The sequence below is a fragment of the Aliarcobacter faecis genome (assembly GCF_013201705.1).
Taxonomy (GTDB): Bacteria; Campylobacterota; Campylobacteria; order Campylobacterales; family Arcobacteraceae; genus Aliarcobacter; species Aliarcobacter faecis.
In genome coordinates, this window is sequence record NZ_CP053837.1 from 1,341,669 (window position 1) to 1,356,358 (window position 14,690).

Sequence of the window (14,690 nt, forward strand, 5' to 3'; positions counted from 1 at the left end):
GGGGAAGCTTAAAAGCTTTCCCACTGATCATTATTAGAACTAGATTTAATAGTTTTATCTTTTGTTATAGGCTTTTTTATTTGAGTTTGAACTACTTTTGGTTTTGATTGCTCACTATTTTTAGCTTTTACATCATTTTTACCAATAAACTCTTTTTCATCTGCATCTTTTACTATTACTTTTGCAACTTCATCTGTTACTACTGCTATATCATGAGCTTGTGAAGCTATCATAGCGTTTTGTTGTGTTTGTTGGTCTAGCTGATTTACTGCATCATTTATCTGCTCTATCCCCATTAATTGCTCTTTTGATGCATTTTGTATATCTGATATTAAATCCATTGTTTGTGAGATATTTAAATTTAACTCTTTATACCCTTCTATCATACTATTTGCTATCTCTTTCCCTTCGTTTGCCTTTTGTGTAGCATTCTCTACTATATTTTTTATCTCTCTTGCTGCTTCTGCACTTCTACTTGCCAGATTCCTTACTTCTTGAGCAACAACTGCGAACCCTTTTCCTGCCTCTCCTGCTGTTGCTGCTTCTACTGCTGCATTTAAGCTTAATATATTTGTTTGGAATGCTATTTGGTCTATTACTCCTATTGCTTCATTTATTGCTGTTACTTGTGCATTTATCTCATCCATTGATACATTTGTTTGATTCGCTAATCTCTCTCCATTTGTTGCTGATGTTGTAACACTTTTTGAGTATGATGCCATCTTTGCTATACTCTCTGTATTATTTCTTATATTACTTGTTATCTCTTCTAATGCTGCTGCTGTCTCTTCTAAACTTGATGCTGCTTCGTTTGAACTTAAATTTAATTTATCTACATTCTCTAAAAGTATTTTTGAGCTACTATCTAATGTCATCCCATTTGATTTATTCTCTACTAGCATTGATGTTATTGAGTCTCCTAAATGATTTACTCCTCTTGCTAGTTTTAATAGATGCTCTTTTAAACCTTTTTGGTCTATTTTATTTAAGTAGTTATAGTTACTATATTGTTCTAATATTTTTAATACATTATCTATATTATTCTCTAAATTATCTGCCATCTTATTTAAAACTGATTTTAATTCCATTAGTGCTGGATTATTAACACTTAAGTTTAATCTTTGACACAAATCCCCTTGTTCAAATTCACTTAAGACTGTTATTGTCTCATCTATTAATCTTCTATCTTCTTCTATTGCTTTTTGTGTTTTTATTATATTCTCATTTACTACTTTTGACATCTGTGCAAACTCATCTTTCCCACTATCATCTAGAGTTCTTACATTATCTTGCTCTCTATTTAAGTATCCAAAAAAGTTTAACAATCCCTCTTTAAACCTATTTACGCTATTTATTATATCTTTTGAAATAATTATTGAAATTAAAATAAATATTATAGTAGCTCCAATAGCTAAAAGAATAAGATCCATATCCAATGTTTTAAAAGCTTCATCTCTCAAAACTACTGCATTTTTATTTACCTCATTTAATCTTTTTTCTAATTCTAAACCTACATTAGCCATTTTTGCAATTTTACTTTTCATTTCATCGGATTCAATAGAAATACCTTTTGCAGAATTAGAAAGTTTTTCTTCAGCAAGTAAGTTAAACTCAAAAATATAAGTTTTCAGAAAGTTTAAAACTTCATTTGTTAAATCTATATTTTCTTGTAAAGTTAGTTTAAGTTTTATTTCATTAACTCCTTCATCTAACTCTTTAAAATGATTTAAAACATTCTCTTTACTCTCTTGAGTTAAATTTCTTAAAAATTGATAAACAGATATTCTTCCTTTTAAATTTTGTTGGATAAGCTCTTCAGTTAAAATTGCTATATTATTCCTTTCATTAGCAACATTACTAAAATATTTATAAACTATTCCCGATCCCAATACTATTAAAATAAATAAAATAGTAAATAAAAATAGTTTCACACTTGTACTAAAATTTTTTAACATTTGTTTTGTCCTTATTTATTTGTTTTTGAATACTTACTCTTATGTCGTGTAACTTATATAAAATATCTTTTAAAAATATTTTATTACTTATATCATCAAATTCATACTTATTTGAGTTGTATTCTTTTTCAACATAATCTAACAATTTTTTAGTTAAATCATAAAGCTCTAAATTTCTATTATGCCCCATTGTTCAGTCCTTAAAATAAAATTTATCTTATCTTATCTTATCTTTCTATTAAAAAACCAAACTACTAAAAAAAATATTATTAATTTAAATCATTAATATCAATTATGAAAATTGAAATATTATATTATCTATTCTTACTATTTCGTTAAATCAGAAACTATCTTAATATTGGGTAGAATTATCACTATGAAAAATATCTCTTTTTATTTAATTATAAATAAATTATATGTTATGACTTTTTATAAATATGTAAAGTATATAAAGGAACAAGTTTTAGATACACAATGGTTTAAGAAAGCTTATAAAGAGAAAAAAGTAAGTATTAAATATCTATCAAATAACTATTTTAAAACTATATTCTCTAATAATCATTTCAAATATGAAAATACAAAATATTGTTTTTATAAGCTACTATTAATTAAGTTTGATTACAAAGAGAGCCTAGAAAAAAATAATCATTTAAAGCTTTTAAATATAAATATAGTAAATGAAACTAGATTTAAAATAGTCAAACTTTTGATTTTTTTACAAAAAAAGTTTTTAGATACAAATTATTTTTTTAATATGAAAATTATAGATAGAGAAGATTTTATAAATATCTATATAAAAAAATATAATAGCTATTTGGATAAATCTATTTTATCTAAGGTATTAAATAATACATATTTTTTATTTAATAAATCTATTTATAACTTAAGCTATTTAGTTCCACAAAAGAGATTTATTTATTCAATATATATAAAAGATATTATAAATACAAATTCAAATAGTTTAAAAGGAGATGAAGATATATCTGATTTATTATATAAAAAATACCAAATTAAACTCTCTCGAAGAGTTATTTGTAGTATTAGAAATAGCTATTTAATTCCCAAAATTAGAATAACAAAATTTAATGAAGATATAGAATGTATAGACTCTTTTTCAAATAAAAGAGTATTAAATAAAAAAAATATATCTTTATTACCAAATAACTTAGAAGGAGTTTATGAGTTATCATCTAATAAAATAGAGACCTATCCATTTTTAACAACTAAAATTGTCTATATAGGCTCTTCAAAAAATATAAAAAAAAGATTAAAAACCTATACAGAAAAATATGCTCATACAAAAGAGATTCAAAACTTTATTAAAAATGGAGATAATATCTACTTTAGAGTAGCTAAAAGTTTAGAATATAGACTATTTGAAAGAAAAATCATTGATAATTTTATCTATTTACATGGTTCTCTTCCAAAATTAAATACTCAAAGGGTCCTTTTATTATAAAATTTTCTTACTCAACTCTTTCTAACATCTCTTGCTCATTTAAAACTTGAACTCCCAGTTCAAGAGCTTTATCATATTTACTTCCAGCATCTTCTCCATATATTACAAAATCTGTTTTTTTGGATACACTTGAAGATACTTTTGCTCCAAGATTTTCTAAAAATGCTTTCATTTCATCTCTACTCTTACTCATAGTTCCAGTTATTACAACCGTTTTATTTTTAAATAGATTATCTTTTGCTTCCTCTTTTATTATGAATTTTGGCTTTAAAATATCAAAAAGTTTTAAAACTATCTCTTTATTTACTCTAAAAAACTCTAAAAAAGAGTTTGCCATTTGCTCACCAATGCCATCAATACTTACTAAATCTTCAAATGTTACATCTACTAAATTTAAACCAAATTTATTACAAATAGCTTTTGAGGCTACTTCTCCAATATGCTCAATTCCTAAAGCTGTTAAAACTCTATAAAGTTCACTATTTTTTGAGTTTTCTATTGCATTTAAAAGATTATTTATCTTTTTTTCTTTAAATCCTTCTAAATCTTGTAAATCTTCATATTTTAAAGAGTATAAATCTAAAATATCATAAATCTTTTTCTCTTTTACTAAAAGTTCTACTATTTTATCTCCTAAACCATCTATATTTAAACAATTTTTACTAGCAAAATAGATTATAGAGTTTACAACTCTTGATGGACAATCAAGATTTTGACACTTTATAATAATATCTTCAATCAAAAGTTCACTTTTACAATCAGGACAGTTTGTTGGTTTTAAAATCTCTTTTTCACTTCCATCTCTTCTATCTTTTAAAACTTTTGTTATTTTTGGAATTACATCTCCACTTCTTATTATTATAATCTCATCGTTTATTTTTAAATCAAGTCTTTGAATCTCATCAAAGTTGTGTAAAGTCGCTCTTTCAACAATTGCTCCATCTATTTCAACAGCTTGAACAACTGCAACTGGAGTCACAACACCAGTTCTTCCAACTTGTAGAATAATATCATTTAGTTTTGTTGTTTTTTCAATAGCTGGGAATTTATAAGCACAAGACCATCGTGGGAATTTTTGAGTATATCCTAAACTATTTTGAGTATTTATACTATTGATTTTTATCACCATTCCATCAAGTAACATAGAAAATTCATCTCTTTTTTCTACCATTTCTTTATAAATATCTTCAATTTCTAAAATATCTTTACAAAGCTTTTGCATTGGAGTTCTTTCAAATCCTAATGAAAAAATATAGTTCATAAGCTCACTTGTTTTTGAAAATTCCAAAGAGTTTTGACCTACTCCCCAAGCTGTAAAATATAATTTTCTTTTTGCTGTTATTTTTGAATCCAATTGTCTTAAACTTCCAGCAGCAGCATTTCTTGGATTTGCAAAAGGAGCTTCTCCATTTTTTAATCGTTCTATATTTATTTTTTCAAAGTCATCTTTTCTTATTACAACTTCTCCTCTTATTTCAATAAGAGATTTTTCAGAAATTTTTAGCGGGATTGAATGAATTGTAAGAACATTATGTGTAACATCTTCCCCAATAATTCCATCTCCTCTTGTAATAGCCTGTTTTAAAATACCATTTTCATAGATTAGATTTAAACTAGCCCCATCAAATTTTGGTTGAATAAAAAACTCTAAATCACTCTCTACTTTTGAAACTCTTTTTATCCAATCTTCAAGCTCTTTTGTATTAAAAACATCTTCTTGACTCCACATACGACTAAGATGTGAAGCTTTTGAAAAACTATCTAAAACATATCCTCCAACTCTCTTATTTGGAGAGTTTGGGTGAACTAAATTTTCATTATTTTTCTCAAATTCTAAACAGAGTCTAGCTAATTTATCATACTCTTCATCACTTGCAAGTGGTTCATCATAAACATAATATGCCTTTGCCCAAGATATCAATTTCTCTATATTTTTTTCATACTCTTCTTTTGTCATTTCTTCAACTTATATAAAATTTTGTGCTGTATTGTATCATTATTTAGCTATAGCAATAAATAAACAAAAAATACCTTATCATTAATTTCTAATTAAACTATTAATAAATTAATTTTTTAATATTAAAAAAATTAAGTTAATGTGCATTATAGTTACAAAATAAAAAATATTAGGAGATTACAATATGTTACAAAATTTGAAAACAAAATCTAAACTATTGGTGCTTTCATTTGTTGCTTTAATAATAATTATTATATTAGGTGTTCTTGGTATAGTTAAATTAAAATCTGTAAATGATGGTTTAATAAGAGTATATAATAACAATGTAGTCCCTTTAGAGTTACTTAAAGTTATTTCAGATGAGTATGCAATAAATGTTGTTGATACAACTCATCAACTAAGAAATGGAAATATTAAATTTGATAAATGTCTTTCAAATGTTAATACAGCAAAAACTCTAATAAAAAATAATTGGGATAAATATTTAGCAACTAAACTTACAGAAAAAGAGGATATCTTAGCTAAAAAAGCCAATAAATTTATGAAAGTTGGTGATACTCTTATAGATAAAATTGAACAAAACTGTAAAAACCAAGATGTAGATTCAATTATAAGTATATCAATAAATGAGTTATATCCAAAAATTGATCCAATAACTGAAATAATATCAAATTTAATAAATCTTCAATTAGAAGTTGCTAAAGAAGAGATGGATGTTGCTAATAATGTCTATTCTACTAGTGTAACTATAATAGTTTCTACAATTTTAATAGCATTTTTTATTATCTCTATTTTATCATATCTAATAATTACAGATATAATTAAAAAATTAAATCTATTTAAAGATGGTTTATTATCATTCTTTGCATATCTAAATAGAGAACAAGCTAATGTAAAAACACTTGATGATAGTGCAAAAGATGAGTTTGGAGAGATGTCAAAAGTAGTAAATGAGAATATTTTAAAAACACAAAAAGGAATAGAAGAAGATAGAAAATTAATAGATGAAACAATAGCAGTATTAAGTGAGTTTGAACAAGGGGATTTATGTCAAAGATTAAATACTCAAGTATCAAATCCAGCATTAATGCAACTAAAAAATGTATTAAATAATATGGCTGAAAATCTTGAAACAAATATAGATAATGTATTAAAAGTTTTAGAACAATATAGCCACTACAACTATTTAAATAAGATAGACCAAAAAGGGTTAAAAGAGCATTTACAAAGATTAGCAGAAGGTGTAAATAGCTTAGGAGATTCTATAACTTCAATGTTAAAAGAGAATAAATCAAATGGTTTAACTCTTGAACAAAGTTCAAAACTTCTTTTAGAGAATGTAGATAAATTAAATTTAAGTTCAAATGAAGCAGCATCTTCTTTAGAAGAGACAGCAGCAGCATTGGAAGAGATAACAAGTAATATAAGAAATAATACAGAAAATATTGCAAAAATGTCTAAATATTCTAGTGAAATAACAAAATCATCTATACAAGGTGAAAAGTTAGCAAATCAAACAACAATTGCAATGGAAGAGATAAATACTCAGGTAAATTTAGTAAATGAGGCTATAAGTGTAATAGATAATATAGCATTCCAAACAAATATTTTATCTTTAAATGCAGCAGTAGAAGCAGCAACAGCAGGAGAAGCTGGAAAAGGGTTTGCAGTAGTTGCACAAGAAGTAAGAAACTTAGCTTCACGAAGTGCAGAAGCAGCAAAAGAGATAAAAAATATAGTAGAGAATGCAACACAAAAAGCAAATGAAGGAAAAATGATAGCTTCAAATATGATAGAAGGCTATAAAGAGTTAAATACAAATATTTCTCAAACAATTAATCTTATTCAAGATGTAGAGATGTCAAGTAAAGAACAACTAAATGGTATCGAGCAGATAAATGATGCAGTAAATCAGCTAGATCAACAAACTCAACAAAATGCAAGTATAGCAACACAAACAAATGAGATAGCATTAAATGCAGATGAAATAGCAAAAGTAATAGTAAAAGATGCGAATGAGAAAGAGTTTATAGGAAAAGATGAAGTAAAAGCTAAAAATAATGAACAATCAAAAAGAAAAATAGTTCAAACACAAACGCAGATTAAAATAAAAAAGCCTTTAACAAAAGATAAAACTATTAAAGATAGTTCTAATAATGATGAGTGGGAAAGCTTTTAAGCTCTCCTACTTTATCTTATAAATTTCCTCTATAAAAAATTCTCCTCTTTCAATTCTCACTGAATAATAAATATATAATTTAAAATAACTTGGTTTTATAATAGAAAGATAAGATAAGATAAGATAATTGCCTTTAATACACAAAAGGGAGAAATATGAGAAATATTAGTATAAAGAGTAAGTTATTGTTAATGTTATTCTTAACAACAGGAGGGTTTATTTTATTAAGTATTATATTTTTGATTAGTGAAAAAAATATAATGTTAAAGGAGAAAAAACTTAAGTTAAGTAATTTAATAGAGTTAGGATATAGTCTAGTTGAATCAGAATATAAAGCTTTTAAATCGGGTTCTATAGATGAGAATACTGCAAAGAAAAATGCTTTAAGTGCTATAAATAAACTAAGATATAATTCAGGAGGATATCAAGAGTATATTTTTATAATAGATAATACAAATCCCTATCCAAAGATGGTCCAACATCCAATTAATCCAGCTTTAAATAATACAGTATTAGATTCTGAAAAATATAATTTAGCTACAAAATTTATCTATGGTAATAATGAAGATGAAATAATACTAACTTCAAAAGAAAATCTTTTTAAAATAATGTTAGATATTACAAAAAAAGAAAATACAGGATTTGTAACTTATTTCTGGAATAAAGATAGTAAATCACAAAAACTTGATGAAAAAATATCTCATATTAAAGAGTTTAAAGAGTGGGGATTTATACTTGGTACAGGAATATATATTGATGATATAAATGAGCAATTTTATACAAATGTAATAGAAGCAGCTATTATAATTTTAGTGATATTAGCTATTATAGCTTCTATAATACTACTAATCTCAAAAGATATAATAAATAGCCTAAATAGGTTTAAAGAGGGATTGTTAAACTTTTTCGGATATTTAAATAGAGAGCAAGATAATGTAAGAACTCTAGATGATAGTGGGAAAGATGAGTTTGCACAGATGTCAAAAGTAGTAAATGAGAATATAATAAAAACACAAAAAGCAATAGAAGAAGATAGAAGATTAATAGATGAGACAATAACAGTTTTAAGTGAATTTGAACAAGGTGATTTGTGTCAAAGACTAAATTTGAGTGTTAATAATCCAGCACTAATGGAATTAAAATCAGTTTTAAATAAGATGGCAGATAATTTAGAGAATAATATAGATAATGTATTAAAAATATTAGAACAATATAGTAACTATAACTATTTAAATAAGATAGATCAAAAAGGTTTAAAAGAGCATCTATTAAAACTAGCAAGAGGAGTAAATCATTTAGGAGACTCAATAACATCAATGCTAGTAGAGAATAAATCAAATGGGATGACATTAGATAGTAGCTCAAAAATACTTTTAGAGAATGTAGATAAATTAAATTTAAGTTCAAACGAAGCAGCATCAAGTTTAGAAGAGACAGCAGCAGCATTAGAAGAGATAACAAGTAATATAAGAAATAATACAGAGAGTATAGCAAAGATGGCATCATACTCAAAAAGTGTTACAACATCAGCAACAAATGGAGAGAGATTAGCGAATCAAACAAATGTATCAATGGATGAGATAAATGCACAAGTAACAGCAATAAATGAAGCAATAGGAGTAATAGACCAAATAGCATTCCAAACAAATATATTAAGCTTAAATGCAGCAGTAGAAGCAGCAACAGCAGGAGAGGCAGGAAAAGGGTTCGCAGTTGTTGCTCAAGAAGTAAGGAATCTGGCAAGTAGAAGTGCAGAAGCAGCAAGAGAGATAAAAAATATAGTAGAGAATGCTACACAAAAGGCAAACGAAGGGAAAGAGATAGCAAATAGTATGATAGAAGGGTATAAAGAGTTAAATTTAAATATCTCACAAACAATGGATTTAATATCAGATATACAAAATGCATCAAAAGAGCAATTAATGGGGATAGAGCAGATAAATGATGCAGTAAATCAGCTAGACCAACAAACACAACAAAACGCTATGATAGCTTCACAAACTCATGATATTGCAATAGTAACAGATAGTATTTCAAAATTAGTAGTAAGTAATGCAAATGCAAAAGAGTTTATAGGTAAGAATGAAGTAAAAGCTAAAAATATAGTAAATAAAACTCAAGGAAAAGAAGATAAACCAATAATAAGTAGTAAAAAAGTATCAACTTCTCAATCTTCAAAACCAATAGTTATGAATAATAGTGATGATCAGTGGGAGAGCTTTTAAGCTTCCCCTCTCTTTTTCTATTTAACTTATAAACTCTTCAAACCAATTTAATAAAAAATAATTAAATATATATTGTAAAAATGGATATAAATTATAAAAATGGATATAAATTATAAAAATAATAAAATAGAATTGGTTTTATAATAGAAAGATAAGATAAGATAAGATAATCACCTTATAAAAATTAAATATTAAGGATACAATAGACATGGAAATAGAAATAGAGTTATCAAAAGATACAATTATAGTAACACAAACCAATGAAAAAGGAATAATAGAATTTGCCAATGAGGATTTTTGTAAGATTTCAGGTTATACATTAAATGAACTTGTTGGAAATCCACATAATATGATTAGGCATAAAGATATGCCAAAGTGGGCTTTTGAAGATTTATGGAAAACTATAAAATCTGGAAAAATGTGGAAAGGAATAGTAAAAAATAGAACTAAAAATGGTGGATATTATTGGGTAAAAGCGAATGTATATTCTTCAAAAAATAGTGATGGTTCTCTTAGGTATATATCTGCTAGGGTAAAACCAACAAGAGATGAGATTAATAAAGCAATTTTAGCATATCAAAATATAGTGGGTAAAAATGCTTTTTAAATCAAATAATAGAAGACAGATTTTAAATATTTTAGAGAATATGGAAAAATACTTAAAAGACGAGATAAGTAGTTTAGAAATAGAAGAGTTTTCTTGTACAGGTTTTGAAAAAGAGCTTAAAACTAGAATAGATTCACTTTGCAAAATTTTAATGAAAAATAGTGATGAAGAGTTACAAATCTTTGGAGAGATAATGTTAGTTTCAGAAAAGTTAGCTAGTGGAATTGTAAGTGATAGAATAAGTTTCACAAATAGTTCAAATTTTAAATTAAACTATATAGCAAAAACTATAAATAATCTAGCTAGTGATTTGAAAAAAACTATTAGCTTAATAAAAGATACACTTTTACTTTATGGACAATATAACTATTTAAATAAATTAGATGAATCTTTAGTAAGAAATGATTTTAGAGTTTTATTTCAAGAGATAAATACTTTAAGAGATACTATTACAAATATGCTTATTGAAAATAAATCAAATGGATTAACATTAGAGAATAGTTCAAGAATACTTTTAGAAAATGTAGATAGATTGAATATAAGTTCAAATGAGGCAGCAGCAAGTTTAGAAGAGACAGCAGCAGCATTGGAAGAGATAACAAGTAACATAAGAAATAATACACAAAGTATAGCAAAGATGTCTAACTTGTCAAATAATGTAACAAAATCCGTAAAAGAAGGAGAAGAGTTAGCAAATCAAACAACAACTGCAATGGATGAGATAAATACTCAGGTAAATTTAGTAAATGAGGCTATAAGTGTAATAGATAATATAGCATTCCAAACAAATATTTTATCTTTAAATGCAGCAGTAGAAGCAGCAACAGCAGGAGAAGCTGGAAAAGGGTTTGCAGTAGTTGCACAAGAAGTAAGAAACTTAGCTTCACGAAGTGCAGAAGCAGCAAAAGAGATAAAAAATATAGTAGAGAATGCAACACAAAAAGCAAATGAAGGAAAAATGATAGCTTCAAATATGATAGAAGGCTATAAAGAGTTAAATACAAATATTTCTCAAACAATTAATCTTATTCAAGATGTAGAGATGTCAAGTAAAGAACAACTAAATGGTATCGAGCAGATAAATGATGCAGTAAATCAGCTAGATCAACAAACTCAACAAAATGCAAGTATAGCAACACAAACAAATGAGATAGCATTAAATGCAGATGAAATAGCAAAAGTAATAGTAAAAGATGCGAATGAGAAAGAGTTTATAGGAAAAGATGAAGTAAAAGCTAAAAATAATGAACAATCAAAAAGAAAAATAGTTCAAACACAAACGCAGATTAAAATAAAAAAGCCTTTAACAAAAGATAAAACTATTAAAGATAGTTCTAATAATGATGAGTGGGAAAGCTTTTAAGCTCTCCTACTTTATCTTATAAATTTCCTCTATAAAAAATTCTCCTCTTTCAATTCTCACTGAATAATAAATATATAATTTAAAATAACTTGGTTTTATAATAGAAAGATAAGATAAGATAAGATAATTGCCTTTAATACACAAAAGGGAGAAATATGAGAAATATTAGTATAAAGAGTAAGTTATTGTTAATGTTATTCTTAACAACAGGAGGGTTTATTTTATTAAGTATTATATTTTTGATTAGTGAAAAAAATATAATGTTAAAGGAGAAAAAACTTAAGTTAAGTAATTTAATAGAGTTAGGATATAGTCTAGTTGAATCAGAATATAAAGCTTTTAAATCGGGTTCTATAGATGAGAATACTGCAAAGAAAAATGCTTTAAGTGCTATAAATAAACTAAGATATAATTCAGGAGGATATCAAGAGTATATTTTTATAATAGATAATACAAATCCCTATCCAAAGATGGTCCAACATCCAATTAATCCAGCTTTAAATAATACAGTATTAGATTCTGAAAAATATAATTTAGCTACAAAATTTATCTATGGTAATAATGAAGATGAAATAATACTAACTTCAAAAGAAAATCTTTTTAAAATAATGTTAGATATTACAAAAAAAGAAAATACAGGATTTGTAACTTATTTCTGGAATAAAGATAGTAAATCACAAAAACTTGATGAAAAAATATCTCATATTAAAGAGTTTAAAGAGTGGGGATTTATACTTGGTACAGGAATATATATTGATGATATAAATGAGCAATTTTATACAAATGTAATAGAAGCAGCTATTATAATTTTAGTGATATTAGCTATTATAGCTTCTATAATACTACTAATCTCAAAAGATATAATAAATAGCCTAAATAGGTTTAAAGAGGGATTGTTAAACTTTTTCGGATATTTAAATAGAGAGCAAGATAATGTAAGAACTCTAGATGATAGTGGGAAAGATGAGTTTGCACAGATGTCAAAAGTAGTAAATGAGAATATAATAAAAACACAAAAAGCAATAGAAGAAGATAGAAGATTAATAGATGAGACAATAACAGTTTTAAGTGAATTTGAACAAGGTGATTTGTGTCAAAGACTAAATTTGAGTGTTAATAATCCAGCACTAATGGAATTAAAATCAGTTTTAAATAAGATGGCAGATAATTTAGAGAATAATATAGATAATGTATTAAAAATATTAGAACAATATAGTAACTATAACTATTTAAATAAGATAGATCAAAAAGGTTTAAAAGAGCATCTATTAAAACTAGCAAGAGGAGTAAATCATTTAGGAGACTCAATAACATCAATGCTAGTAGAGAATAAATCAAATGGGATGACATTAGATAGTAGCTCAAAAATACTTTTAGAGAATGTAGATAAATTAAATTTAAGTTCAAACGAAGCAGCATCAAGTTTAGAAGAGACAGCAGCAGCATTAGAAGAGATAACAAGTAATATAAGAAATAATACAGAGAGTATAGCAAAGATGGCATCATACTCAAAAAGTGTTACAACATCAGCAACAAATGGAGAGAGATTAGCGAATCAAACAAATGTATCAATGGATGAGATAAATGCACAAGTAACAGCAATAAATGAAGCAATAGGAGTAATAGACCAAATAGCATTCCAAACAAATATATTAAGCTTAAATGCAGCAGTAGAAGCAGCAACAGCAGGAGAGGCAGGAAAAGGGTTCGCAGTTGTTGCTCAAGAAGTAAGGAATCTGGCAAGTAGAAGTGCAGAAGCAGCAAGAGAGATAAAAAATATAGTAGAGAATGCTACACAAAAGGCAAACGAAGGGAAAGAGATAGCAAATAGTATGATAGAAGGGTATAAAGAGTTAAATTTAAATATCTCACAAACAATGGATTTAATATCAGATATACAAAATGCATCAAAAGAGCAATTAATGGGGATAGAGCAGATAAATGATGCAGTAAATCAGCTAGACCAACAAACACAACAAAACGCTATGATAGCTTCACAAACTCATGATATTGCAATAGTAACAGATAGTATTTCAAAATTAGTAGTAAGTAATGCAAATGCAAAAGAGTTTATAGGTAAGAATGAAGTAAAAGCTAAAAATATAGTAAATAAAACTCAAGGAAAAGAAGATAAACCAATAATAAGTAGTAAAAAAGTATCAACTTCTCAATCTTCAAAACCAATAGTTATGAATAATAGTGATGATCAGTGGGAGAGCTTTTAAGCTTCCCCTCTCTTTTTCTATTTAACTTATAAACTCTTCAAACCAATTTAATAAAAAATAATTAAATATATATTGTAAAAATGGATATAAATTATAAAAATGGATATAAATTATAAAAATAATAAAATAGAATTGGTTTTATAATAGAAAGATAAGATAAGATAAGATAATCACCTTATAAAAATTAAATATTAAGGATACAATAGACATGGAAATAGAAATAGAGTTATCAAAAGATACAATTATAGTAACACAAACCAATGAAAAAGGAATAATAGAATTTGCCAATGAGGATTTTTGTAAGATTTCAGGTTATACATTAAATGAACTTGTTGGAAATCCACATAATATGATTAGGCATAAAGATATGCCAAAGTGGGCTTTTGAAGATTTATGGAAAACTATAAAATCTGGAAAAATGTGGAAAGGAATAGTAAAAAATAGAACTAAAAATGGTGGATATTATTGGGTAAAAGCGAATGTATATTCTTCAAAAAATAGTGATGGTTCTCTTAGGTATATATCTGCTAGGGTAAAACCAACAAGAGATGAGATTAATAAAGCAATTTTAGCATATCAAAATATAGTGGGTAAAAATGCTTTTTAAATCAAATAATAGAAGACAGATTTTAAATATTTTAGAGAATATGGAAAAATACTTAAAAGACGAGATAAGTAGTTTAGAAATAGAAGAGTTTTCTTGTACAGGTTTTGAAAAAG

Annotated in this window: 8 protein-coding genes and 3 pseudogenes; 8 read left to right on the forward strand and 3 right to left on the reverse strand. The window is 26.1% G+C overall.

Annotated elements, in window-relative coordinates; translation table 11 throughout:
- Positions 1–8: 8 nt before the first annotated feature.
- Together AFAEC_RS06805 and AFAEC_RS06810 are read right to left on the reverse strand one after the other, a co-directional pair.
- Positions 9–1,955 carry a methyl-accepting chemotaxis protein gene (locus AFAEC_RS06805; protein WP_172658637.1) on the reverse strand — a complete coding sequence of 649 codons (1,947 nt, stop codon included), beginning with the start codon at positions 1,953–1,955 and terminating at the stop codon, positions 9–11.
- Positions 1,939–2,145: a hypothetical protein gene (locus tag AFAEC_RS06810; RefSeq protein ID WP_026805489.1), complete on the reverse strand. Its 207-nt coding sequence runs from the start codon at positions 2,143–2,145 to the stop codon at positions 1,939–1,941. Before AFAEC_RS06810 ends, AFAEC_RS06805 begins: the two co-directional genes overlap by 17 nt.
- A 186-nt stretch (positions 2,146–2,331) precedes the next feature.
- Here AFAEC_RS06810 and AFAEC_RS06815 point away from each other — a divergent pair, with 186 nt between their 5' ends.
- Positions 2,332–3,414, forward strand: coding sequence for a GIY-YIG nuclease family protein (locus tag AFAEC_RS06815; protein ID WP_026805490.1), 1,083 nt, complete (start codon positions 2,332–2,334; stop codon positions 3,412–3,414).
- 7 nt (positions 3,415–3,421) lie between these two features.
- On the opposite strand, the gene ligA is transcribed toward AFAEC_RS06815, so the two are convergent.
- Positions 3,422–5,371: an NAD-dependent DNA ligase LigA gene (gene ligA / locus AFAEC_RS06820; RefSeq protein ID WP_026805491.1), complete on the reverse strand. Its 1,950-nt coding sequence runs from the start codon at positions 5,369–5,371 to the stop codon at positions 3,422–3,424.
- A gap of 184 nt (positions 5,372–5,555) precedes the next feature.
- Between ligA and AFAEC_RS12390 the strand changes: the two are divergent.
- The 7 genes and pseudogenes from AFAEC_RS12390 to AFAEC_RS06850 form a co-directional block, all read left to right on the forward strand.
- Positions 5,556–6,092: pseudogene (locus tag AFAEC_RS12390) on the forward strand (MCP four helix bundle domain-containing protein); the annotation flags it as partial.
- 126 nt (positions 6,093–6,218) lie between these two features.
- A pseudogene (locus tag AFAEC_RS06825) lies at positions 6,219–7,550 on the forward strand (methyl-accepting chemotaxis protein); the annotation flags it as partial.
- Positions 7,551–7,705: 155 nt separating this feature from the next.
- Complete coding sequence (locus AFAEC_RS06830) at positions 7,706–9,775, forward strand: methyl-accepting chemotaxis protein (RefSeq protein WP_225442362.1); 2,070 nt, start codon at positions 7,706–7,708, stop codon at positions 9,773–9,775.
- A 208-nt stretch (positions 9,776–9,983) separates the two neighbouring features.
- A complete protein-coding gene (locus AFAEC_RS06835) occupies positions 9,984–10,382 on the forward strand; it encodes a PAS domain-containing protein (RefSeq protein ID WP_051487581.1) in 399 nt (132 codons plus the stop codon).
- Between the two features lie 448 nt (positions 10,383–10,830).
- Positions 10,831–11,745, forward strand: a pseudogene (locus AFAEC_RS06840) (methyl-accepting chemotaxis protein); the annotation flags it as partial.
- 155 nt (positions 11,746–11,900) lie between these two features.
- On the forward strand, positions 11,901–13,970 hold the full coding sequence (locus AFAEC_RS12480) for a methyl-accepting chemotaxis protein (protein ID WP_225442362.1): 2,070 nt from the start codon (positions 11,901–11,903) through the stop codon (positions 13,968–13,970).
- Between the two features lie 208 nt (positions 13,971–14,178).
- Positions 14,179–14,577, forward strand: a complete 399-nt coding sequence (locus AFAEC_RS06850; protein ID WP_051487581.1) for a PAS domain-containing protein — start codon at positions 14,179–14,181, stop codon at positions 14,575–14,577.
- The last annotated feature ends 113 nt before the right edge of the window (positions 14,578–14,690 follow it).